The 24,028-nt window shown below is 41.3% G+C and carries 17 protein-coding genes, 1 tRNA gene and 1 pseudogene; 9 read left to right on the top strand and 10 right to left on the bottom strand.

Translation table 11 applies throughout. The features are described from left to right. Positions 1-153 precede the first annotated feature (153 nt). On the bottom strand, positions 154-969 hold the full coding sequence (locus FTT63_RS08940; RefSeq protein ID WP_125280189.1) for a glycosyltransferase family 25 protein: 816 nt from the start codon (positions 967-969) through the stop codon (positions 154-156). Between the two features lie 159 nt (positions 970-1,128). Here FTT63_RS08940 and FTT63_RS08935 point away from each other — a divergent pair, with 159 nt between their 5' ends. The 3 genes from FTT63_RS08935 (at position 1,129) to FTT63_RS08925 (ending at position 5,048) form a co-directional block, all read left to right on the top strand. Further along, the gene (locus tag FTT63_RS08935; RefSeq protein WP_163141248.1) at positions 1,129-2,037 is read left to right on the top strand and encodes a glycosyl transferase; all 909 of its coding nucleotides are present in this window, start codon (positions 1,129-1,131) and stop codon (positions 2,035-2,037) included. 60 nt (positions 2,038-2,097) lie between these two features. Beyond that, complete coding sequence (locus FTT63_RS08930; RefSeq protein ID WP_004697717.1) at positions 2,098-3,045, top strand: hypothetical protein; 948 nt, start codon at positions 2,098-2,100, stop codon at positions 3,043-3,045. Between the two features lie 74 nt (positions 3,046-3,119). Beyond that, positions 3,120-5,048 (top strand): acyltransferase family protein, encoded by a 1,929-nt coding sequence (locus FTT63_RS08925; protein WP_131230600.1) that lies wholly within the window; start codon positions 3,120-3,122, stop codon positions 5,046-5,048. 3 nt (positions 5,049-5,051) lie between these two features. Here FTT63_RS08925 and FTT63_RS08920 read toward each other — a convergent pair whose 3' ends face one another. The 4 genes from FTT63_RS08920 to FTT63_RS08905 are packed head-to-tail and all read right to left on the bottom strand — an operon-like array spanning position 5,052 to position 8,584. After that, complete coding sequence (locus FTT63_RS08920) at positions 5,052-5,963, bottom strand: glycosyltransferase family 32 protein (RefSeq protein WP_004697714.1); 912 nt, start codon at positions 5,961-5,963, stop codon at positions 5,052-5,054. A gap of 54 nt (positions 5,964-6,017) precedes the next feature. Beyond that, complete coding sequence (locus FTT63_RS08915; protein WP_163141245.1) at positions 6,018-6,776, bottom strand: glycosyltransferase family 25 protein; 759 nt, start codon at positions 6,774-6,776, stop codon at positions 6,018-6,020. A gap of 14 nt (positions 6,777-6,790) precedes the next feature. Continuing rightward, positions 6,791-7,786, bottom strand: a complete 996-nt coding sequence (locus FTT63_RS08910; RefSeq protein WP_008303438.1) for a Stealth CR1 domain-containing protein — start codon at positions 7,784-7,786, stop codon at positions 6,791-6,793. A 27-nt stretch (positions 7,787-7,813) separates the two neighbouring features. Next, on the bottom strand, positions 7,814-8,584 hold the full coding sequence (locus FTT63_RS08905; RefSeq protein WP_171521820.1) for a glycosyltransferase: 771 nt from the start codon (positions 8,582-8,584) through the stop codon (positions 7,814-7,816). 162 nt (positions 8,585-8,746) lie between these two features. Here FTT63_RS08905 and FTT63_RS08900 point away from each other — a divergent pair, with 162 nt between their 5' ends. Further along, positions 8,747-9,916, top strand: a complete 1,170-nt coding sequence (locus FTT63_RS08900) for a nucleotide sugar dehydrogenase (RefSeq protein ID WP_163141242.1) — start codon at positions 8,747-8,749, stop codon at positions 9,914-9,916. A 59-nt stretch (positions 9,917-9,975) separates the two neighbouring features. Here the strand turns inward: FTT63_RS08900 and FTT63_RS08895 are convergent, their stop codons facing one another. The 3 genes from FTT63_RS08895 to FTT63_RS08885 all read right to left on the bottom strand — a co-directional run bounded on the left by FTT63_RS08895 (position 9,976) and on the right by FTT63_RS08885 (position 15,027). Then, positions 9,976-10,902, bottom strand: a complete 927-nt coding sequence (locus tag FTT63_RS08895; protein WP_005180046.1) for a branched-chain amino acid transaminase — start codon at positions 10,900-10,902, stop codon at positions 9,976-9,978. A 24-nt stretch (positions 10,903-10,926) separates the two neighbouring features. Next, positions 10,927-13,677 (bottom strand): bifunctional [glutamate--ammonia ligase]-adenylyl-L-tyrosine phosphorylase/[glutamate--ammonia-ligase] adenylyltransferase, encoded by a 2,751-nt coding sequence (gene glnE / locus FTT63_RS08890; protein WP_160240996.1) that lies wholly within the window; start codon positions 13,675-13,677, stop codon positions 10,927-10,929. A gap of 75 nt (positions 13,678-13,752) precedes the next feature. After that, positions 13,753-15,027 carry a GAF domain-containing sensor histidine kinase gene (locus FTT63_RS08885; RefSeq protein WP_016658628.1) on the bottom strand — a complete coding sequence of 425 codons (1,275 nt, stop codon included), beginning with the start codon at positions 15,025-15,027 and terminating at the stop codon, positions 13,753-13,755. Between the two features lie 780 nt (positions 15,028-15,807). On the opposite strand from FTT63_RS08885, the gene FTT63_RS08880 reads away from it, so the two are divergent. After that, positions 15,808-18,045 carry an NADP-dependent isocitrate dehydrogenase gene (locus FTT63_RS08880; protein WP_005180056.1) on the top strand — a complete coding sequence of 746 codons (2,238 nt, stop codon included), beginning with the start codon at positions 15,808-15,810 and terminating at the stop codon, positions 18,043-18,045. Positions 18,046-18,555: 510 nt separating this feature from the next. Here FTT63_RS08880 and FTT63_RS08875 read toward each other — a convergent pair. Further along, positions 18,556-18,642 (bottom strand) — tRNA-Leu (locus FTT63_RS08875). A 179-nt stretch (positions 18,643-18,821) separates the two neighbouring features. Here FTT63_RS08875 and queA point away from each other — a divergent pair. From queA to FTT63_RS08860, 3 genes are read left to right on the top strand one after another with little or no spacing between them, the layout of a single operon-like run. Continuing rightward, a complete protein-coding gene (queA, locus tag FTT63_RS08870) occupies positions 18,822-19,859 on the top strand; it encodes a tRNA preQ1(34) S-adenosylmethionine ribosyltransferase-isomerase QueA (RefSeq protein ID WP_163141236.1) in 1,038 nt (345 codons plus the stop codon). Between the two features lie 25 nt (positions 19,860-19,884). Further along, complete coding sequence (locus FTT63_RS08865) at positions 19,885-20,913, top strand: hypothetical protein (RefSeq protein ID WP_180192184.1); 1,029 nt, start codon at positions 19,885-19,887, stop codon at positions 20,911-20,913. Between the two features lie 22 nt (positions 20,914-20,935). Continuing rightward, on the top strand, positions 20,936-21,502 hold the full coding sequence (locus FTT63_RS08860; protein ID WP_180192183.1) for a LemA family protein: 567 nt from the start codon (positions 20,936-20,938) through the stop codon (positions 21,500-21,502). A gap of 60 nt (positions 21,503-21,562) precedes the next feature. Here FTT63_RS08860 and FTT63_RS08855 read toward each other — a convergent pair. Further along, positions 21,563-22,513, bottom strand: a pseudogene (locus tag FTT63_RS08855) (diguanylate cyclase). 365 nt (positions 22,514-22,878) lie between these two features. Between FTT63_RS08855 and tgt the strand changes: the two are divergent. Further along, positions 22,879-24,009 carry a tRNA guanosine(34) transglycosylase Tgt gene (gene tgt / locus FTT63_RS08850; RefSeq protein WP_180192182.1) on the top strand — a complete coding sequence of 377 codons (1,131 nt, stop codon included), beginning with the start codon at positions 22,879-22,881 and terminating at the stop codon, positions 24,007-24,009. Positions 24,010-24,028: the final 19 nt, after the last annotated feature.

Below are 24,028 nucleotides of genomic sequence, written 5' to 3'. Positions count from 1 at the left end.
GGATAATCTTTTTCGGATTCAATCAATAATTGAACCGCTCTTTCTCTGATTTCAGGGGTATATTTTGGTTTTGTCATCGGGACATTCTCTCAAGAAAGTTGGTCTCCGACAAACCCGGTACGGTTCAGTTCATCACTCATAACCGCCGCCGTATTACTTAAATTTTATTTTAATCAAAGCCTTACCCTTGATAGATTGAATTCTTTCTTGGAAAAATACATGAACTTGCAAGATTAAACGACTCATTTCACGTTTCATTTTGCCCAATAAAGTTAATTTCTTCTTACTTTTATCCTCACCCTTTCGCGCATTTCTCACGTTTTCAAGTGAACTTGGAAAGTTTGTCTTGCCTTTGGTTAAAATCACATCTTGAATACATATTGCTGGGGACAATTGAAAAATCTTTTCGCCTGAGGACTCAGGGAATTCTCTAAAAAGAATATGATCAATTGGTATTAGTTTTGGACTTCGCAATACATACTCCAATAATTCCTTCGCGACATTTAATGAAAGTATATAACCACCTGCACCCATATGTGGCTCGCCCAATAACATGAGTTTTCTATTCAAATGCAAAGGAATAATTGATTGCATCTTAGGAAGTTGAATCTTTTTATTTAAGGTTTCTAATTTAATGATGCCGCAGAAAGATGGTATCCACGCAACATTGGTAAGAAACGAAACAGCCTGTTTACCCAAATAAATATCATCTTCAAAAATAGCAATATAGTCTAACTGTTCATCTACTGCTTTTTTCCACAACACCACATGACTCAATAGACAAGCAACTTCATTCTGATGTAAATCAGTTTGCTTAGTTACTAAGCCTATTGCAGATGAAGTTGCTTGTAATGTCACAGGGGTAATTGCATCAAAAAACTCGAAATCGACCTTTTCTTTAGCAAACTCCGAACTTATATGCGCTCGTCGAAGAGTCGCGCTAGACAAACTAATAACAAAATTTCTCATAAACTAAGGCTAAATTTATTCTTAAATTCAATAATAACAATTTTCTATAAAATTAAACTAGACATTATTTGAATTCATTTTAACAAAGGGTTTTGTATTATTTGCTTTCAGATTATACTTATCAAACTGCTTGCTATCTTCTGCGTGACGAGAATCAGAATGCCCAAAGAAACAATTAAAATTTTTGTTGGCTGTGATCCAAATAACTGTGATTTAGAACAAATGATGGTGCTTGATTATAGCATCCGTAAAAATACACAGCACCCAATTGAAATTACATGGATGCAGTTGAGCCATGATCCTACTAGTCCGTGGTATAGCAATCAAGAAACGCATGAAGGATGGCATACTGAGAAATGGGCAACCCCATTTTCTGGTTTCCGTTGGGCAATTCCTGAATCATCCAACTTTGAAGGGCGTTCGATCTATATGGATGCTGATGTCATCGTTTTATGTGATATCGCAGAGTTATGGTCGCATCCGATGAAAGATGATGCAATCGTCATCGCCAAAGGTGGCAAAAGTTCAGCTCGTTTATGTACTTGTGTTTGGGATTGTAAAAAAGCTAAACAATATTTACCTTCACTTAAAACGTTGCAATCGGATCCAGATGGTCACAAGAAGTTAATGCAACTAATCAAAGACCAATCTCATTTAGTCCAAAACTACAATAATTCATATAACTGTATTGATGGCGAAGGCTTAAAAATAGAAGACATCAAAATTCTACATTACTCCGACATGGGTACTCAGTTTAGCCATAAATACTCGTTACCGCGCCTAGAAAAAAACAATCAAAAACATTGGTTTGATGGAAAAATCATGCCTCATCCAAGACAAGACTTAGTTGAGTTATTTGATCAATATTATCAAGAAGCATTGGATAATGGTTATAAACCTGAAGACTATTTAGTAAAAGCTTATGGTCCATTTCAAAAAGCGACTCAAATCAATTATCAAGGCAATAAAGTTACACGCCCTGTCAAAGGGACAACTTGGCTTACAGCTAGCATCAAAGCCATAAAATCAAAGTTTAGTAAAAAACCTAATTTTACTTTAGATGACTAAAATTGGTAGCAGGCTACGTTGTATCCTGTTTCATATTTTCTTACATAGAATTTGATCTTTATGTCTCAACCAATAATCTCAGCCCAACGTTTTTTTTCAAATTATATCCTTAGAAATCTGTATAAATTTATTTACAAGTATAGTCATCCAAAATCATATAAACACAATCGTCGCTATTGGCCATACTATCAAGTAGAACGTAGTCCCGATGGTGATTTGCAAAAAATTTATTTTAAAAAACAACTTATTGTCGATAATTCCCAATTAAATTTTAGTCCCAATCGAAAATGTATGCTAATTGCAACAGGTCCATCTGTGCATCAACTAGAAACGTCATATTTACAGCGATCGGATATTGATTATATTGGTGTAAATGGTGCAATTGCCTTAAGTGGTGTCAAATTTAAATATTATGTGATCATTGATCACAATTTCACCAACAATCGTTTTGATCTAATTGAAAATGTACTTAAAACTTCCTTTTGTACACTATTTACAACACCACGTTGTTTAGACCTGATTTTAAGAAAAATAAAATTAGAAAATATTCTTTGCGACATTAAAGTTGTTGAGCCTATAACTGAAGGTGAAATTGAGCGATTTTTAGGTGAGCGGATACGCGTGACTGAAACTCCAAATTATTTTCATATCTATGACCGCTTAGGGTTTTCTAGTCACATTTTTAATGCTGTTTTTGACTATTTTACAGTGGCTTATGTTGCACTTCAAATCACTTATCATTTGAAATATAAAGACATTTATATTGCAGGTTTGGATATGAATAATTTTTCCCAACCCAGATTCTATGAAAATAAAGAAAATAAACAACCCACTATGTTGAATCAGTATTTAGATGTAACATTGCCTGCATTCGATGCCGCTGCCCGCTTTCTAAAATCTCAGCAAATAAATGTCTATAATTTATCTCAGAACAGTGCAGTAAAAGCTTTTGAAAAAATACCTCCTGAACAATTACAAAATACTCTATTGACACAAAGTGGTGAGTAGAACTTACAATTCACCTTTAATTTCCTTCCATCCTTATGTGAACGCTCAAGTCTTTCTGTAGTCATCCCAAATATATGAATAATCATCAATTTAGAACTGATATTAATGGACTTCGAGCATATGCTGTAGTTTTTGTTGTTCTTTTCCATTTCAATGTATTCGGTTTCTCTGCTGGGTACTTGGGCGTTGATGTTTTCTTCGTGATATCAGGCTATCTGATGACAAAAATCATTGTGGAAAAGCTTGAACACAATAATTTTTCTTTTGTTGATTTTTACTTATCTCGAATTATTCGTATTTATCCCGCACTATTATTCTTAGTCTTAGTTTTAACGGCTTTGGGGCTATTTGTGTTTATCCCAGAAGATCTAAAAAACTTTGCTAAAGATGCGAGATACAGTCTCACTTTCTTATCAAATAATCTCTTCTATGAACAATCAGGAGACTATTTTGCAACTAGTTCACATGATAAAGCATTACTGCACACCTGGTCTTTAGCTGTTGAATGGCAGTTCTACATCCTTTTTCCCATCATTTTGTACACATTTAAAAAGCTTACAAAACAAACTAAATATATAGGCATATTACTTCTAATATTATTTTCTTGCTCATTTTTGTTGTCTGTAAAACTTACACCAGAAAATCCGATATATGCTTTCTTTAAACTCTCAACACGTGCATGGGAGTTAATTGCAGGTGGACTGGTGTACTTTTATTTTAACCAATATTCTTTATCATCGATTAAGCAAAAAATTATTGAATATACAGGTTTTGGACTTTTAGCGCTAAGCTTGATTTTTTTAACCAAAGATACGCCTTGGCCTGGTTATGCTGCATCCCTTCCTGTTTTGGGTACAGTTTTAATTCTAATCGCCAACCGTCAAAACTCTATACTAACGAAACCCAAGTTTATACAGAGTTTAGGCAGTGCTTCATATTCTATTTATTTGTGGCATTGGCCGATCTCATTTTTATTGAGCTATTTCCTAATTCAAAAAAATATTATCAATATCAGTTTTGCTCTTTTATTATCTTTTATTTTAGGATGGTTGAGTTACAAACATATTGAACCCTGTCGTATTCATCTGAATAAAATCAATAAAAAGTATGTTTATCTACTTTTTATCTTAAGTATTGCGATTCTCTATCCATTTTATAAGTTTCTAGGTAAGGATGGGTTAGAAAATCGAGCCGATGCAGAATACCTAAAGCGTATTGAGAAAATACAGATGCCTATGGTCTCGAATGGTTGGTGTTTCTATAACATTAAAGATGATCATAGTCTGACTGTTGGAGAAAATGGATTAAAATGTCATATAGCATCTAACTCAACAAATGCTAAATCAGCTCTTTTGTTTGGAGATTCATTTGCAGGTCACAATATTCCATTTTGGGATCATCTAGGCAAAAAGCTAAACTTGAACATCCATACGATCAGTACGAATTGGTGCTATCCAAGTCTTGATAAAGAATTTACAGGTGACAAGTCATCTACCGCTTATCAGCAGTGCTTAATCAACCGAAACTATCTGAAGAATCATATAGCTCAGTATGACGTTCTTATTTTTGCTGGTCGTTGGACTGATATTGTTCGTCAAAATCAGCAGAATTCATTTAGTGAGCTACTCAAAGTTGCACAAATGAATAATAAGAAAGTGATTGTAATGTCTGAACCATATACTTTTGATCAAAACATCAGCTCAATTTTCAAACGTGCAATATGGTTAGAGCGAGACTTTAATCTAAATGAGTATATGAACAATCCACTCGCTACAAAGCAAAAATATGCAACGAGTGTGATTAATAAAATCGTTTCAGAACATCCGAATACACTCTTGTTAAGCCAAGCAGATCTATTTAAATCAGATCATATGGCAACCAAAAACACACCGTATTCATTTGATGGACGTCATATCTCAATTGTTGGGTCATTAGCATCTGAACAATACTTTGAAACACGACCAAAATTTAAAGTATTAGAAAACTTTATTGCTAAAAAGTAGTGATTAGATATCAATAAACGAGTCGTTAAAATACATTTTTTTACTGTAATAACGACTTAATATTCCCCTTTCTTTTCCTGCCAGTTTGATCAGCTTAGGCTTTTCAACTGGCGGATAATTGAGGGCAAGATCAATCAACACTTTTTCTTTCATCCATTTATTTTTTACTTGATAGAAAAAAGCATTCCGATCACAGTTAATCAAGGTCATACTCGGTAAAGTTGTACGCATAATTTTTTGGCAGGCAACATAAGCAACCAAATATTCTAAACGGCCTATCTCTTGAAAATAGTCCTGATAATTTTCGTTATTTTCTTTAATCTGCTGAATATAAACCTTTGGTGTTAATTCTATAGCTTTTAATAACTCCTCAAACCAAGACTTAAAAAACATATTTTTGGCAGAACTTGCCAATAACCAATTCTCTAAAACAGGAAAGTCTGGGCAAGTCGTATTTTTCTTTCGATAATAGGCAAAACTGTTAGTTTGATGTTGAGTAACTAACCTTTCAATCCAATCTAGATTTTCATAAACAATTGTACTGGCATCTAACCATATCCCACCGTGTTGATAAATTAATTCAAATCGAATGAGATCAGCTTTCTGTTGTGGTGTCGCATGCTTTAAACGACCATAATCAATATCACAAAACTCTTTGACATTATTAGGTGTTAGAAAGTTTACAACATAGTTTGGATTGTTCTTTTTTATATTATCAACGCACTTCTGCACAAACTCAGGGAGTGAGCCTTCCCAATACATCCAGATAATTTTGGGAATAACTGCATTTTTCTGACCAGGATTGAGAACGATCAGGTCCGCGTAGTTATCTATTGACTCATTGATTTCTCTTTTTTGGTTTGAATACATTGTATAAAATTTCAAAAGATAGAAGAGCTTCTTAAAAAACTTCATAAAATGTACTCAACAAAATAAAGAAAATTATTTATTACAGTCTATAACTAGGACTCAAGACATTAAATGTTTAATTGCATAAAAGCGATCACGCCACATACGCTTCTGTTTCTTAAATCCATGAGAAGCACTTCGATTCTCAAGTTGCTTCCGTTTGATACCTTGAGCAGCAACAGTACCTAAAATATCACTATCCAGACCTGCTGGCTGCACAAATGGCTGCCAAACGCCAAGCCCTTTTCCTGTTTTACTTAACCAACTTTGGAAGAAAATATCGACTGGAACGGTCATGATTTTACCCAGTTGTACAAACTGTTCAGCTCCTTTTCGAGACCAAACCAAGCCTACACCACGTATTGGGAAATAATATGCATGCCACAAGGTATAATGATCAAACTCAACAATGTCTTTTGCTAATTTTTTCTTTTTAGCAGCAATATTGACGGTATACCAATCCAACTCTTTATGTTGATCTAAATAATTTAATAAAGATTCAAGCTTCTGTTTAAAGTTAGGCAACACTTCAATGTCATCTTCTAAGACAACTAAATAATCGGCATCCGTTTCTAGAAATTTTTCAGCACAACCGTAGTGACTTAGATAACAACCCAACTCAGAATTCATTAAACTACGCCCTAATATTTTCTGAGCAGCAAGATCATCGTAGTTTTCAAATTCAGATAAGGCTTTACCTCGCCCATCATAAGCAGAGAATCGGCTAAAATCCCATCCCGCTTGATTGAGCTGAGCTGTCGCACTTGCTAAACGTTGATCACTGCCGTCTAAATTAATAAGATAAGTCACAACTTTCATTTGCTTTCCTTCGTTTAGACCACAGTAGTCGGTTGAATTTGGCTGGGTAAAAACCCTGTAAATTTTTGAATCAGTGCGGCTCGGATGCGTCCTTCAGCTAATGATTCCAATTGATCTAGACTTTGTATACAGCCAAATTTAATCTCAGAATTAGATAAAGCTAATATAAATTTTTCCAAATCACGACCATCTTTTAAATAAGCAATATCAATATCATCTTTTAAAATGGCTTGATCAGATTGAATTGCTAAATGATTAGACAATCCCACTGGTAACAGTTGATCAATGTTCCTAAATTTGAACTGAATTTGCTGCTCTAAAAGCTCTTTATTATTCTTAAAGTAAGTACTGAGCAAATCACGACTGAGAATATGAGGGCGATGATGAATTTCGTAATATCTAGTCATTCCCACACGATCTGCACTCAGCATTTGAGCCGTTGAATATTTCGCTTCAGCTACCATTCCAAAATTCTGCTGTAAGAATTTTCGGAAAATATATTTCATTTTCTTGATGAGTGTTGCTTGCCAATGTCCATATATCACCATCTGACCATCAATAAGAAAATCACTTAAATCAGACTGTTGATTGAAAAAGAAATCATCATTCAGATAAATAAAATGATTTGAAATCCCTTTAATATTCCACAACATACTTTCAATACTTAATGAATTGAATGTCGGTAAAGCAAACTCATATCCACGAAATAATTCTAGATGATCAACGATTTTTATTTTTCCAACAGGACATAAACCTTGCTGGGAAAATTGGTCTAACCACAAAGGTGTTTGCTGATCCGTCACGACATAAATCGTGCCTGCATATGGAACATACTTAAGAATTGAGGCGATGCAGAAATAGATTTCATCGTTACTTGCAAAACGAGTATCATCCAAAGCATTTGATGGTTCGTTTTGATTCATAAATTGACGGCGTTTATTTTTCAGAGAGATATCATTCCCATCGACCCATGCGATGACGATATCAAGCGGATGCAAACCCTGATTCATAAATCAAAACCTTCCATAAATACAGATTTACTGCCAAGCATCCTTGATCCAATCTGATGGCAATACATAACGATACCATTTACCACCACCACCATTGATTGCATCAGGTGGATTAATTTCACCGTGGAAAATAATAATCTTAACGCCTTCTGGTTTTACTGGTGCTTGGAAATAAGCAAATGGAATTTTTCTTAGACAATGATATTTATAGCTTTTACACCACTGATCATTCCAATAACTCAATTTTCCTTCTTTATGCACAAACCATGATAAATAGGCCTGCTCATTACGGAACTTTTGACGGATTTCATCAAAATGCTCACGAAAATAAGGCAGAATTCCAGGAAAGGCACCCAATTTAAAACGATAGACTGAGCTATTGCCTGTAATGCGCCAAGGACGTTTCCAGTCATGAATAATCAGGAACTCGCCTTTTTCTTGAAAGAAGCAGTCAATATTATCAATAATCACAACATCAAGGTCGAGAAAAAGTGCATTCCCCTTTAAACCATATAAATCAGGTTCAAAGGTTGAAAGCTTGTTCCAGCCACGTTCAGGCGCACCTTCTGGCAAAGCCAGCGGCGGGATCGGGAAACATTCCACTTCCGGATTAATGCCTTCAGTACGGTCAGTCAGGCAGACCATTTTAAAGTCGACTGTGGTATGGCGTTTGACCATATTGTACAAACGGTTAACGTATTCCGAACCGTATTTGGTTCCCCATTTCATGCACAGAACAACATTCTGTTCCTGCATTAAAGAAGATTGAGAGTTCATCTCTGTTTCATGTAAAGCCATGCCGCATGATCCACCTGAGCAATGGCGCCATCATATCACAGAGTTACAAATTAGCAGAATGGCTGCAAAGAAAAGCCACTGCAAAATAACTGTCAGAAAAGCGTCATCGAACTTGCACATTCAAAATGCAGATTAGAACTCATCGCAGAACAACAATAGATTATGAAAATTAGTATTGTCGGTACCGGCTATGTTGGCCTTTCCAATGCCATGATTTTTGCGCAGCAGCATGAAGTGGTGGCGCTCGATATCATTCCTGAAAAAGTCGAACTGCTGAATTATGGCATTTCTCCCCTGCAAGACCCTGAAATTAGCGACTTCCTGAAAAATAAAGACCTGAATTTTAAAGCCACCCTGCATCAGGCCGATGCCTATCAGGATGCCGATTATGTGATTATCGCCACGCCTACCGATTACGACCCGCAGACCAATTATTTTAATACTGACAGTGTTGAAAGTGTGATAAAGGATGTACTGTCGATTAATCCCTGCACCACCATGATCATCAAATCCACCGTTCCGGTCGGATTTACTGAAAAAATCAAACAGAAATATCGTAGTGGGAATATTATTTTTTCACCGGAGTTTTTACGCGAAGGCAAAGCCCTGCACGACAACCTGTATCCCTCACGGATTATTGTCGGAGAGCAGTCGGAGCGTGCCCGACTGTTTGCCGATATGCTACTCGAAGGTGCCATCAAAAAAGACTGCCCGGTGCTCTTTACCGGTTCCACCGAAGCCGAAGCGATCAAACTGTTTGCCAACACCTATCTGGCTATGCGCGTGGCCTATTTCAATGAGCTGGACACCTATGCGCAGCTGTTTCAGCTGGATACCCGACAGATTATTGACGGCGTCTGTCTGGATCAGCGGATTGGCAAATATTATAACAATCCGTCCTTTGGCTATGGCGGCTACTGCTTACCCAAGGACACCAAGCAGCTGTTGGCCAACTATCACAATGTACCGAGCAATTTAATTCAGGCCATTGTCGATGCCAATGCCACCCGTAAAGATTTCATAGCCCAGTCCGTCCTGCAACGTAACCCGAAAGTGGTCGGTATTTACCGTCTGGTCATGAAAAGTGGTTCAGACAACTTCAGGGCATCGGCCATTCAGGGGGTGATGAAACGCATTAAAGGCCGTGGCGTGGAAGTGGTGATTTACGAGCCGACCTTGCAGGAAGATGAATTCTTTCACTCCAAAGTTATACAGGCTCTGGATGAATTTAAACAATATAGCGATGTGATTGTTGCCAATCGCCAGTCCGATGAGCTGGCGGATGTACTGGAAAAAGTCTATAGCCGCGATATTTTTAGTATGGATGATTAAGAGCATTTTTCCAACCCATAAAAAAGGACTCATCTGAGTCCTTTTTTTACAGTTTGCACTTATTTTACGTAAGTTAACCAGTGTGCATATTTCGGGTCTTTGCCCTGCACTGCATCAAAGTAGGCTTTCTGGATTTGCGTAGTGATTGGACCACGAACACCTTCACCAATCTGACGATCATCGTATTCACGAATCGGGGTCACTTCTGCAGCCGTACCCGTAAAGAAGGCTTCATCGGCAATATAGAATTCGTCACGTGTAATACGGCGCTCAACCACGTCATAACCCAAGTCTTTAGCAATGGTAATAATCGATTGACGGGTAATCCCATCCAGCGCACCACCAGCGATATCCGGTGTATGAATTACGCCATCTTTAACCAGGAATACGTTTTCGCCCGAACCTTGACACACATAACCTTGTGGATCCAGCAGCATCGCTTCGTCATAACCTGAATGCGCCACTTCTTGGTGTGCCAGAATCGACAGCGTATAGTTACCAGACGCTTTGGCTTTACACATGGTCACGTTTGGATGATGGTGGGTAAATGATGAGGTTTTTACGCGAATACCCTTCGCCATTGCCTCTTCACCCAGGTAAGCACCCCAGCTCCACGCTGCAACCACGGCATGAATAGTGTTGTCTGTTGCCGCAATACCGAGTTTTTCAGAACCAATAAAGATGATTGGACGTAAATAGCAAGATGCCAGTTTATTTTCACGCACCACGTCAATTTGTGCTTGCTCTAAAGTTGCCTGATCAAACGGCACTTTCATTTGATAAATTTTTGCAGAATTTAACAAACGCTTTGTGTGCTCTTTTAGACGGAAAATAGCCGTTCCATTCGGGGTTTCATAGGCACGGACACCTTCAAACACACCCATGCTGTAATGCAGAGTATGGGTCAACACGTGAGTTTTGGCCTCACGCCAGTCAACCAGTTGTCCATCTTGCCAAATAAAACCATCACGATCAGCCAAATTCATGCCATAAACTCCAATTTTTCACAATTATTCACTCTCCAGCGCAAATGCTGCAGCTGGATCAATCAGTCTTTGCCATAACTTGCAAACGGTCATTCGGGTATCGTGCCAGTCGCTTGCAGACACTTGCATGGATTGATTTGCAAGGGCTAAGCGGTGGCTCTCTGCGCGTTCACGGAGATAAGCTTGAATCAGAGCAGTCGCATCGTTGCTGGATAAGCAACCTGTCTTTGCGGCATCCTCAAGGATTCGTACATTGTCGGAGTAATGGGCGAGATCTTTATTCGTCCCACTCCACGCTAACACCGCATACTGTGCCATAAATTCGATATCAACGATACCACCTGCATCCTGTTTTAAATGAAAAATTCCATCTTTTTTTTGCTCATTTGATGAACCGAGATGGTCTTTCATCTTCTGGCGCATTTTCAGCACTTCGGCACGCACATGCGCCTGTTCACGCGGCTGGGTCAGAATCCGGCAGCGTAGCTGTTCAAACTTGTCCCGAAGGCAGCGTTCACCGGCAATACTGCGCGCGCGCACCAATGCCTGATGCTCCCACAGCCAGGCACTTTTTAGCTGATAATGCTCAAAGGCTTTCAGGCTGGTGACCAGTAATCCCGCTTCCCCAGACGGTCGTAAACGAGTATCGACTTCATAAACGCGGCCATCTAAAGTCTGGGTGGTCATCAATGACACAAACTTTTGCCCCACCCGCATCGCAAACTCAAAACCGCTGATGGGTTTAAGCCCGTCGGTATCGGCCTGTTCATCCATATAATGAATAAAGACCAGATCCAGATCTGAGCCATAACCGAGTTCAATCCCGCCTACCTTGCCATAACCAATCACGGTAAAAGCCATATGATCCAGCGTACAGCGCTGACCTTCAGCATCCAGCGGGAAACCATGTTTTTTCGCGGTAATCTGATAAGCCAGATGCAAGGCAGCATTGACTGACACTTCAGCAATATCGGTGAGCGCATCGGAAACTTTCATCAGCGGACTTTCGGCCAGTACATCACTGGCTGCCACTGCCAGTACATTGGATTTTTTAAACAGGCGCAGTACCCGCATCTGGTCTTCGACCTGATCGACTTCAATCCGCAGCAATTGCTGACGCAAGGAATCTTCCAGATCCTGACGTTTCGGCAATTCAAAATCCATCGACAGGAATTCATCCAGCAGCACCGGATAATGGGTCAGCTCTTCACAAATCCACGGACTGACGGTGGCCATTTTTACCAGACGTTGCAATGCGCCTTTGCTTTCAATCAGCATCACCAGATACACGGTACGGCGCATTACCGATTCCACCAACGGCATCAACCGTACCAGCGCAACTTGCGGCATATCTGACTGCAACACTGCTTCGACCAGATGCGGCCAGAAGGTTTTCAGACGCTGTACCGCTTTGGCCGGTAATTTTTTCAGCGCATGTCCATACCAGAATTCATGCACCAGATTTTTGGCCTGATCATCCAGCACTTCATTCAGGCGCTGTTCCAGCTGGCTAAAACTTTCGACCAGCGGGTCTGGTTCTTTTTCTTTAATCAGATGCTCAAACTGGTAGATAACTTTGGCACGTTTTTCATCCAGAAAAGCCATAAAATCCGGCCAGCTCGCAAAGCCTAAAGTGCTGATCAAACGCTGACGTAATTCCGGCTCGGTCGGTAAGGACTGGGTTTGCTGGTCATTCAGCGCCTGAATCGCATGTTCAACCCGGCGCAGAAATAAATAGGCATCTTCCAGCTCGGCCACGGCTTTGCTGTCCAGCAATTCAGCTTCATCCAGATGATTCAGGCTGACCAGACATTGCCGGTCTTGTAGCTCCAGCTTGGACCCGCCATAAATCAGTTGAAACACCTGCACAATAAACTCAACTTCACGAATCCCGCCAGCGCCGAGTTTAATATCATCTTCCAGATGACGACGCTGCACTTCGCGCTCAATCATGGCCTTCATTTCACGCATGGCTTCAAAGGCAGTGTAATCAACATATTTGCGGAATACGAACGGCCGGGTCATCTCCAGCAGTTCATCCCCTTCTTTGCCTCCGGTGACAATGCGTGCCTTGATCCAGGCATAGCGTTCCCATTCACGGCCGTGCTGGCTTAAATATTTTTCCAGCGCCACATGGCTAATCGCTAGGGCCGAACCATCGCCCCAGGGACGCAAACGCATATCAACCCGGAACACAAAGCCATCGGCGGTGATATGGTCGAGCAGATAAATCAGTTTCTGTCCCCATAAAATACAGAACTGCTGCACATCAATACATTTACGGCCGTTGGTTTCGCCCTGCTCATCGAAGGCAAAAATCAGGTCAATATCGCTGGATAAATTCAGTTCCTGCGCACCATGTTTACCCATGGCAATTACGATCAGGTCCTGTACTTTACCGTTATAGCCCACCGGCTCGCCATGCTTGGCCACCAAGGGAGCCCGGGCAAAATCTTTTGCTGCTGTTACACAGACATCAGCAAAATCGGACAGTTCACGGGTCAGGGTGACCACATCGGTTAACTGGTTGGCATCTTGCCAGATCCAGCGAAACATCAGCCGGGCACGTAAAATCCGCAGACTACGCATCCACTCGGCTTCATCCTGAATATCCTGCAAGGTTATTTGCACGGTGTGCTGAATCTGCTGGGTGCTTAAAGGGGTTAAAAACCGGTCAACTGCATAATCTTGTTCTAAGAGGGGTTGGTGCTTGGCCAATACCTGTTCTGCATATTGACTGGCACCTAAGGTTTTGCGCAATTGTTCCGTATTCATTCACACACCCAAAGCTGACTATTTTTTCTAGTTATATCAGGAGTCTGGCTAGAGGGGAAAAGAAAATTGCGTTTTCTACATTTTTACTTTTTCGAACTGTATATCTTCCGGCATTAAAGCCTGATGCGCGCTGGTGGCCTGCGGCAAGGTCACAATAAAGGTGGTGCCTTCGCCTTCATTAGATTCCACTACAATTTCACCTTTGTTCAGGTCAACAAAACGCTTACACAGTACCAAGCCCAAACCAGTACCTTTTTCACCGGCTGTACCTTTGCTACTGGCCGTGACCGCAGCCTGGAATAGCTGCTCTATTTGCGACTGGCTCATGCCCAGACCGGTATCCTGAATATAGATGTGCACGCCATCGTCTGCCTGTTCGGCGCGTAAAGTCACCTTGCCAGTACCATCTGTCGGGGTGAATTTTAGCGCATTCGACACCAGGTTCTGGATAACCGAAGTAATCATATTAATGTCGGCATAGACTTTAATATCATCATCAATCTGGTTAATCAGCTGAATATTCTTTTTCGCCGCCAGACTGTTCAGGACATCGCAGACAATTTGCGACGACTGTTGCAGCTTGAAGTTAATTGGATGATAGATAAAGCGGCCGCCTTCTGCCATGGCCCAGTTCAACAAGCTTTCCAGCAGGTTATAGGTCGATTGCGCAGTATCATATAAATAGTCGGCAATATTTTGCACACTGGAATCATCCAGCGTTTCGCGTTCTTGCGCCAGAACTTCGGAAAAACCGAGCAGGCCATGAAACGGCGCTCTCAAGTCATGCGCAATAATCTGGAAAAACTTGGTTTTACTAAAATTCAGCGCGGCCTGCTGCTCATACATTTCTTTTAGTTCAGCATGCTCAGCTTTTAACTCCAGATAATTCACCAGGTTAGTGGCCAGATCACTGAGAATTTCAATCGCCTGTAGCGAAAAAGGCTGCTCGTTCTGGTCGAAAAATAGGATTTGTCCAATTGAACGACCATCGGACATTTTCAGATCAAAGGCCATAAAGCGTTTTGCTTCTACGCCTAAAGAGCCAATACGCTCAACCAGTTGTATATAGTGAGGATGCTCGGTATGAATGCAGTCCTGACCATCAAACAGTTCGACAATCTGGATATGATCGGGTGCAATAAAGGCTTTAAAACAGTCCTGATGGGCATACCATAAATAGGGTTCGCCCTCGAAGGCCAGTGCGGAACGCTCTACCCCTAAAATTTTACGGGCAGATGATAAAAAACGCTCAATCTGATTGGTGGCAGTAAATACCCCCAATAACAGAGACAACCTGCATGCACTCAGCTGTTCAGTTTCTGAACCTATTTCAAGCAACTGCAACTTCATATCTGCCTCATCCGAGATCCATTCTTATAGAATATTTAGGCCATTTTTAAAGCCGATTGCTCAGCCCGGTTAACAAACTTTAACAGAGAATATAACACCAAACCCAAAAGAATAAACCAAACTCCTTCATTAATTTGTAACCTGAAAAAATTTTAAAAAAAGGTATATTTTCATTACATTTATTAAATAAATTCACTACTTTTTGTTTATCTCTTTTTAAACAGCAAGCTATTAACTGATTTTGGTTAAAAATAAATTGGCACATTTTTATACACTTTTTTCAGTGTTATGATAGGTATGATTTCTGTAAATTCATCGGATTTTTAAGGGAATTTCCTGGTTAATTTTCACCGGATAATGGGTTTACCACGTTACTTTAGTTTTACATCTTCTGTTCATGTTTTTGGACGATAATATATCCGCCTGATCAGTGAATCGTCATCACATGATCAATCTGTCTTATTGGTATTGAAAAAATCAGGTTAATCATTCAAATCTAATACGCAGATGTGCTGGATGGAATGATCGAGTTTGAAGGAAAAAAGGCGGCTCTTTGAGTGTTTTTCTTCCCCAAACAGGCAAGTGTGGATTCAAATCAGGCACAAATATCACGAATTAAAATGCATCATTTTTCAGCGAAATGTCGTTATCACGGATATTACGTTGACTGAAAAGGCTTGAGGGTCGATACTCTCAAGGTTTTACTTAAGCAAACCGGTTCGCAGGGGCTGATTCATCACTTTCACCCCCTCAAAACTCAATCAACGCAAGGGGCTATATATGGCTGGTGGAAAGTCAACCATCATTTACACACTGACTGACGAGGCGCCATTACTGGCGACTTATTCGCTGCTGCCGATTATTGAGACCTTTACTAAGCCGGCCGGCGTAGAGATCGTTAAAAGTGACATCTCCGTGGCCGCACGCGTGCTCGCAGAATTTTCTGACTACCTCACCGACGAGCAAAAGGTCACTGACAACCTCGCAGAGCTAGGTCGTCTTACACAAGATCCAGATACGAACATTATCAAACTTCCAAACATCAGTGCTTCTGTTGCTCAGTTGACTGCATGTATCAAAGAACTTCAGTCTAAAGGCTATGCGGTTCCTGATTACCCTGAAAACCCGACCACTGAGGAAGAAAAGGCAATCAAGACCCGTTATGGCAAATGCCTGGGCTCTGCAGTAAACCCGGTATTACGTGAAGGTAACTCTGACCGTCGCGCACCAACTGCAGTAAAGAACTACGCGAAGAAAAACCCGCACTCAATGAGCGAGTGGAAACAGTGGTCACAAACTCACGTTTCTCACATGGACGAAGGCGACTTCTACCATGGCGAAAAGTCCATGACTTTAGACCGCGCGCGTAACGTGAAAATGGAACTGATCACCAAGTCAGGTGAAACCATTGTTCTGAAGCCAAAAGTTGCGCTGCAAGACGGTGAGATCATCGACTCGATGTTCATGAGCAAAAAAGCGCTTTGCGACTTCTATGAAAAAGAATTGGATGACTGCAAAGAAGCCGGCATCCTGTTCTCTTTACACGTAAAAGCGACCATGATGAAAGTTTCACACCCGATCGTATTCGGTCACTGTGTGAAAATTTACTACAAAGATGCTTTCGAAAAACATGGCAAACTGTTCGACGAGTTAGGCATTAATGTCAATAATGGTATGGCCGGTCTTTACGAGAAGATCGAAACCCTGCCAACTTCTTTACGTGAAGAAATCATCGAAGACCTGCACGCGTGTCAAGAACACCGTCCTGCACTGGCGATGGTGGATTCTGCAAAAGGTATCACTAACTTCCACTCTCCGAACGACGTAATTGTTGACGCATCTATGCCAGCAATGATCCGTTCTGGCGGTAAAATGTGGGGTGCTGACGGCAAGCCTTACGACTGTAAAGCAGTAATGCCAGAATCGACTTTCGCGCGTATTTACCAGGAAATGATCAACTTCTGTAAATGGAATGGTAACTTCGACCCACGTACCATGGGTACTGTGCCTAACGTTGGTCTGATGGCGCAAAAAGCGGAAGAATACGGTTCACACGACAAGACTTTCGAAATTCCTGAAGCGGGTGTTGCCAACATCACGGATCTGGAAACAGGTGAAGTGTTGATGTCTCAAAACGTGGAAGAAGGCGACATCTGGCGTATGTGTCAGGTGAAAGACGCACCAATCCGCGACTGGGTGAAACTGGCTGTTACACGTGCACGTAACTCTGGTATGCCAGCCATCTTCTGGTTAGACCCGTACCGTCCACACGAAAATGAACTGATCAAGAAAGTACAAAAATACCTGAAAGATCACGATACAGACGGTTTAGACATCCAGATCATGTCACAAGTCCGTGCAATGCGTTATACGCTTGAGCGCGTTGCTCGTGGCCTGGATACCATTTCTGTAACTGGTAACATCTTACGTGACTACCTGACTGACCTGTTCCCGATTATGGAACTGGGTACATCTGCGAAGATGCTGTCAATCGTGCCGTTAATGGCTGGTGGCGGTATGTACGAAACAGGTGCCGGTGGTTCTGCACCAAAACACGTACAACAGCTAGTTGAAGAAAACCACTTACGTTGGGATTCTTTAGGTGAGTTCCTGGCACTGGCGGTATCTCTAGAAGAGCTTGGCATTAAAGAAGACAACGCGAAAGCGAAACTTCTGGCGAAGACTTTAGATGCTGCAACAGGCAAACTGCTGGACAACGACAAATCTCCATCACGTCGTACTGGCGAGCTGGACAACCGTGGCAGCCACTTCTACCTGGCAAAATTCTGGGCAGAAGAACTTGCTGCACAAGACGAAGATGCTGAACTGAAAGCGAAATTTGCTCCACTTGCACAAGCTTTAGCTGCAAATGAAGAGAAAATCGTGGCTGAACTTGCAGAAGTCCAAGGCAAATCAGTAGATATCGGCGGTTACTACGCGGTAGATCAAGCGAAAGTAAATGCCGTGATGCGTCCAAGCGAAACCTTGAATGCAACGCTGGCTTCATTACAAGCTTAAATTGAATTTGACTGACCTTTGTTAGTCAGCTCATAAAAAAACCGGTGCTAAGGCGCCGGTTTTTTATGTTTAATACCATTAGATTAACAAGCGATCAGGGATGAATTTAACCATTCAGTGATGCCGTAAAAGGTGGAGCTATTTACTTATATCTTGATAGGTATCTTGATTATTCATCCTTTCCACGTTACGACACCCGAACATTTTTTAGAATAATCTGATTCTTCTTATTTTTCAGGCAATAAAAAACCCCAAGTCTGAATATGCTTGGGGTTCTTTAGAATCTGTGGTCCCGAGGGTCGGAGGTTTTGTAATTTTAGCCATCTGATTTCACCATGAAAAACAAGGGAAAATCAGGTACTCATTTAGGGACTTATTTGCCAGAATGACCACCTGAAATCAGGCTAATGAAGTCATTGAGTTTTGAACGAATGGTTAACGCAGATTATTTATTTTAAACAATAAAAAAAGGCTCTAAGTCTTAATGTGCTTAGAGCCTTTTTAGGTAACTGGTCCCGAGGGTCGGACTCGAACCGACACGTCATCTCTGACAGCGGATTTTGAGTCCGCCGCGTCTACCAATTTCACCACCTCGGGAAGGTGTTGATGCGTATAATAAACTGTTTCACCCGCTTGTCAACGCTCGCCTCCCATATTTGTTTAAAAATAAATCAACCCGATTTTTTTTGTCTTATAATTAGGCAATTTCAGCGATAAAACCAAAAAACGCATATACTACGCCCAATCCTGTTATTGTTTTGCGCATTTATTTAACCATGCAACTTTCTGATTTTAATTTCGATCTCCCTGATGAACTGATTGCCCGTTACCCGCTGGAACAGCGCAGCGCCTCACGCCTGCTGCATGTCAATGCCGAAGGTCAGTATCAAGACCATCAATTTACCGATCTTGTCGACTTACTTGAAGCTGGCGATGTGCTGGTCTTAAATGACACCAAAGTCATGAAAGCTCGCCTGAAAGGGAAACGTGCTACCGGTGGTGCTGTGGAAGTGCTGGTCGAACGCATGCAAGATCAGTTTATTGCGCATTGTCATATTAAAGCCAGCAATTCTCCAAAAGCCGGTGCTGAACTCTTCATTGGTCCAGATGAAGTGAAAGTCACGGTACAAGGCCGGCATGAGAACCTGTTTATTGTCGAGTTTTCCCAGCCCATTCTAGAGGTGCTGGATCGCTACGGCGCCCTGCCCATTCCGCCGTACTTTAACCGTGAAGCAGAAGCGATTGATACCGAACGCTATCAAACTGTATTTAATGATCCAACCAAACTGGCCAGTGTTGCCGCCCCGACTGCCAGCCTGCATTTTGATGCCGAACTGCTGGCCAAGCTTGAAGCCAAAGGCATTCAAAAAACCTTTGTAACCTTGCACGTGGGCGCTGGAACCTTCCTGCCGGTACGCACCACTGATATTGAAAACCATATCATGCACAGCGAATGGTGTGATGTACCAGCCGCCGCTGTGGAGATGATCCAGCAGGCCAAAGCACGTGGCAATAAAGTCATTTCAGTTGGTACCACAGCCACCCGTGCGGTCGAAAGTGCAGCACAGGCACATGGCGGCACACTGGCCGCCTGGACCGGTGATACCCAGATTTTCATTTATCCGGGCTATAAATTTAAAGTGGTGGATCGTTTGATCACCAATTTCCACTTGCCTGAATCCACCTTATTAATGTTGGTGTCTGCGCTTTCGAGCCGTGAAAATGTCATGCGGGCGTATCAACATGCTGTGGCTGAACGCTATCGTTTCTTTAGTTATGGCGATGCCATGCTGATTGATCAAGCTCAGTCTTAATTTTCAAACTGTAAAAGATATCGCCATGCCGCTCGATACCGTGAAACACTCCATTCATATTCGACGTAAGAAGAATCAGCGGGTATTTCGCAATATCGCTCGGTTATGGGATATAGGAAAAAAAGCGCAAAGCCATCAAGAAATTTTGGATGGTTTGCACCCTTGGCAAGATGACATCACCCTCAAGTTTGAAAATGTTTTGCCTATTTTGCTTGGTATTATAGGGGTGTTGTTCTGCTTATTGCTCTTGATTCAACCGAGCAATATTTGGCTGCAATTTTGTTTACTGATTGGTGTAGTCTGTATTTTTTGGGCATTTATTACCTATGAGCAAGACGACCCCATTGAAGAAGTTATCACTTTTTTAGAACAGGAAAGCATTGCGCAACGCTATCAACTGGCATGGCAGCAACCGCCGCAACATCTTTCCCGCACCTTACAACCCGTTTATTTGATTGCTCATTTAAAAAGTCTGTTTCCCTTATTTAATTTAGGGAATCTGTCTAATGAAATTCGCCGTTACGCCAGTACTGTTTGGCAAGATGAACAAGGCAAGCAGCATCAGGTTTTGGTGTTTGAATATCGCTATGTCAGCGAAACCCGCATTAAAGATCAAAATGGCAATGACTACAAAGTTCGTGAAGTCGTGCGCTATTTATCGGGCGTATTTGTCTTTGATGTGCAACTACAAGGTTTAGCAGTGACCTCAAACAATAAATCCTTTGGTGCGCCTTATCATGTGCCGTGGCATACCAGTGATATTTTTCTGAATCAAAAACTCAATTTTTTTGGTAGTGATGCAATTCAACTGGCGCGTACGCTCAGCCCTGCAATGGTGTTAAAACTAGATGATTTTTTTCAGCATCAACAAGGTGATTTGTTATTTCACCCTGAGCGGAACACGCTCTGTTTTTTAGGCAATCGCAACCTGTTTGAAATTTCCAGTAAAGCAAAAAATATTCAAGATATTTCCGCATTGCGTGGACACTTACGCACTTTTAAATTACCTTATTTAGAACAATTACAGACAGATCTGGTCGATTTTCTAGACTAAGAAAATCATCTTGGGGCAAAGCATGGGTATCGCAATTTTTCTTTTGGTTGTTATCATATTGGTGATTCTAGGTATCATGATTCGTAACAATATCGTACGCCACCACAACGCTACTATCCGCGCTTGGGCAGATGTGACCAGTTTTGAGCGACAGAAATTAAAAACACTCGAAGAACTTGCGCCAGTGGTCGAACAATATGCAGGCATGGAAAAAGGCACTTTAGAAAAAGTGACTGAACTGCGTCAAAATATTATGAACCTGAACATCAATAATGCCGATGTCAGCCAATTACAACGTGTTGAAGCCTTGAGCAAAGAATTGATGCGCAGCTTGAATGTGGTGGTCGAAAATTATCCTGAGTTAAAAGCCGATCAACTGTATTTAAAAATGATGCATGAAATTGACGAGCAGAATGAAAATGTCGGTGCTGCAATTACTATTTATAACCGCAATGTCGAACTATTTAATAATTATATTCAGGTCTTTCCTAACAACATCATCAATACTGCAACCACAGCCAAAAAACCAGTGCGCGCTTTTCGTGATAACAGTGCAGCGCAAAGTTTTGATTATCGTCCAAACTTTTAAGTTATTTTTGATAGGTCAATAAAACAGCAACCACGAAGCTTGCTGTTTTTCAGATTTCAACTAAACACTTGACTGTGTCAGATACTGCACCTGATTACGCCCCTTATTTTTTGCCAAATACAATAATTCATCGGCTGAATGCAGAAAATCGACCACATTGTGATACTGCTGATTTTGATGATGGCTATTTGCGCCAATACTCACAGTGACTTGGGTGATTTCCCCAGTCTTGGTATGTGGAATTTCCAGTGCATATACCGCCTACCTAAAGTTTTCAGCAAGTTGCACGGCATCTGCCAGCGGCGTTTCAGGCAATAGCACCACAAATTCTTCACCACCAAAGCGAGCCACAAAGTCAGATGCACGCGCAAAGTGTTGTTTAAGCAACTGCGCCACGCTAATCAAACAATGATCACCCTGTAAATGCCCATAATTGTCGTTATAAGGCTTGAAATGGTCGATATCGATAAACAAGAGAGACAATGCATGTTGATGACGTACGGCACGTTTAAATTCGTTTTCTATACGTTCACTGAGCGCCTTTCGATTGGCAACCAAAGTCAGCGGGTCTTGTAAACTCAAAGCCAGATTTTTACGACTCAGCGCTTCAAGTTCCAACTCCATCTGTTTACGTGCAGAAATATCAAACATAAACCCAATAATCGCCACAGTTTCGTTATTTTCACGAATCACATGCACCACATCACGAATCCAGACATAATCTCCTGTAGCGGTTAAGGCACGATAATCAGCTTCGTGGTCTGTACCTTGATCAGACAAACTCACACACATATTTACGGTCTTGTCTCGATCTTCAGAATGCATCCGATCAATCCAATCTTGTGCAGTTTTCCAACTGTCTTGCGTCCAACCCAGTAAAGACTCAATTTGTGGACCGATGTAGCTAAAAGCTTTGGTTTTCCAGTTAATCTGCCACGGAATTGCATTCGTGGTTTCCAAAAGCGTTTTATAGAATTGGTCTTCTTTTAATGCACTGTTTATTTCACTCATAGCCCACCCTATGAATTTATTTTAATTACAATGTAACAACTTAAGTGAGCTTTGACTACAATTTGTTCTGTCTTATTGACATTTTCTTCTTCAGCTTTGACACAACAATGTAGTTGAGCAAATATAAAGGAACTTACTCAAAATATAAAATCCAAAATAAAGAGTAAGCCGATAAAGAAGAAATTACCCGCATATTCAGCAATTTAACCCATGTAAACGCAATAAATTTGAGCAAAATATTCACTCGTAATTTTTACCAAGGAAAACGTATCTCAACTGGCAATTCCGTGCATAATCTAGGAAAATAGTGCACTTTTAGCATGAACAATCAGCGAACTGTTTTTTCGCCTTGATTTGGAACATATATGAAGTTTGAGAAATTAGGTCAGTCGGGGCGTGCCCGTCGTGGTCGTTTAACGCTTGCTCATGGTGTGGTAGAAACTCCTGTGTTTATGCCTGTCGGAACGTATGGCACAGTCAAAGGCATGCTGCCACGTGATATTGAAGACATTCAAGCACAAATTATTTTAGGCAACACCTTCCATCTGTATTTGCGTCCGGGTCTGGATGTCATTAAAGAACATGGTGGCCTGCACGAATTCATGAAATGGGACAAGCCGATTCTGACCGATTCTGGCGGTTTCCAGGTCTTTAGTCTGGGTGCCATGCGCAAGATTAAAGAAGAAGGCGTGACTTTCCGTTCACCAATTGACGGCTCCAAAGTATTCCTTTCTCCAGAAATTTCCATGGAAATCCAGAAGGTTCTGAACTCAGACATCGTCATGATTTTTGATGAATGTACGCCGTATCCAGCGACCCATGAAGAAGCACAGAAATCTTTACAGCTGTCGTTACGCTGGGCCAAACGCTGTAAAGAACATCATCACAATGTCCTTGAAAATAAAAATGCCCTGTTCGGGATTATTCAGGGCGGGATGTATGAAGATTTACGTGATGAGTCTTTAAATGGTCTGCTAGAAGTCGGTTTTGATGGTTATGCCATTGGCGGTCTGTCAGTCGGTGAACCAAAAGAAGAAATGATCAAGGTACTGGATTATCTGCCGAACAAAATGCCGGAAGATAAACCACGTTACCTGATGGGTGTCGGCAAACCGGAAGATATCGTGGAAGGGATTCGCCGCGGTGTCGATATGTTTGACTGCGTAATGCCAACCCGTAATGCCCGTAATGGTCATTATTTCGTGACCGATGGTCTGGTACGGATTCGTAACAGTAAATACCGTCATGACCAGAGCCCGCTTGATCCGCACTGTGACTGCTATACCTGCAAGAACTTTACCCGCGCCTACCTGTTCCATCTGGAAAAATGCGGCGAGATGCTCGGTTCAATGCTCGGTACCATCCATAACCTGCGCTATTACCAACGCTTTACCCAAGATATCCGTAATGCCTTGGACAATGGCACTTTTGATGACTTTGTACAGGACTTTTACGCCCGTCGCGGTCTGGATGTGCCGCCTTGTCCGCAAGATTAATCTTTTCAGTATTTGCGCT

It is taken from the genome of Acinetobacter sp. C15, assembly GCF_013420645.1.
Lineage (GTDB): Bacteria > Pseudomonadota > Gammaproteobacteria > Pseudomonadales > Moraxellaceae > Acinetobacter > Acinetobacter indicus.
Note: the sequence above shows the minus strand (reverse complement) of the source record. Positions and strands in the feature narration are given on the sequence as shown.

Coding starts and splice junctions, on each gene's coding strand:
- FTT63_RS08940 (WP_125280189.1), bottom strand. CDS start 969: ATGAGAAATTTTGTTATTAGTTTGTCTAGCGCGACTCTTCGACGAGCG.
- FTT63_RS08935 (WP_163141248.1), top strand. CDS start 1,129: ATGCCCAAAGAAACAATTAAAATTTTTGTTGGCTGTGATCCAAATAAC.
- FTT63_RS08930 (WP_004697717.1), top strand. CDS start 2,098: ATGTCTCAACCAATAATCTCAGCCCAACGTTTTTTTTCAAATTATATC.
- FTT63_RS08925 (WP_131230600.1), top strand. CDS start 3,120: ATGAATAATCATCAATTTAGAACTGATATTAATGGACTTCGAGCATAT.
- FTT63_RS08920 (WP_004697714.1), bottom strand. CDS start 5,963: ATGAAGTTTTTTAAGAAGCTCTTCTATCTTTTGAAATTTTATACAATG.
- FTT63_RS08915 (WP_163141245.1), bottom strand. CDS start 6,776: ATGAAAGTTGTGACTTATCTTATTAATTTAGACGGCAGTGATCAACGT.
- FTT63_RS08910 (WP_008303438.1), bottom strand. CDS start 7,786: ATGAATCAGGGTTTGCATCCGCTTGATATCGTCATCGCATGGGTCGAT.
- FTT63_RS08905 (WP_171521820.1), bottom strand. CDS start 8,584: ATGGCTTTACATGAAACAGAGATGAACTCTCAATCTTCTTTAATGCAG.
- FTT63_RS08900 (WP_163141242.1), top strand. CDS start 8,747: ATGAAAATTAGTATTGTCGGTACCGGCTATGTTGGCCTTTCCAATGCC.
- FTT63_RS08895 (WP_005180046.1), bottom strand. CDS start 10,902: ATGAATTTGGCTGATCGTGATGGTTTTATTTGGCAAGATGGACAACTG.
- glnE (WP_160240996.1), bottom strand. CDS start 13,677: ATGAATACGGAACAATTGCGCAAAACCTTAGGTGCCAGTCAATATGCA.
- FTT63_RS08885 (WP_016658628.1), bottom strand. CDS start 15,027: ATGAAGTTGCAGTTGCTTGAAATAGGTTCAGAAACTGAACAGCTGAGT.
- FTT63_RS08880 (WP_005180056.1), top strand. CDS start 15,808: ATGGCTGGTGGAAAGTCAACCATCATTTACACACTGACTGACGAGGCG.
- queA (WP_163141236.1), top strand. CDS start 18,822: ATGCAACTTTCTGATTTTAATTTCGATCTCCCTGATGAACTGATTGCC.
- FTT63_RS08865 (WP_180192184.1), top strand. CDS start 19,885: ATGCCGCTCGATACCGTGAAACACTCCATTCATATTCGACGTAAGAAG.
- FTT63_RS08860 (WP_180192183.1), top strand. CDS start 20,936: ATGGGTATCGCAATTTTTCTTTTGGTTGTTATCATATTGGTGATTCTA.
- tgt (WP_180192182.1), top strand. CDS start 22,879: ATGAAGTTTGAGAAATTAGGTCAGTCGGGGCGTGCCCGTCGTGGTCGT.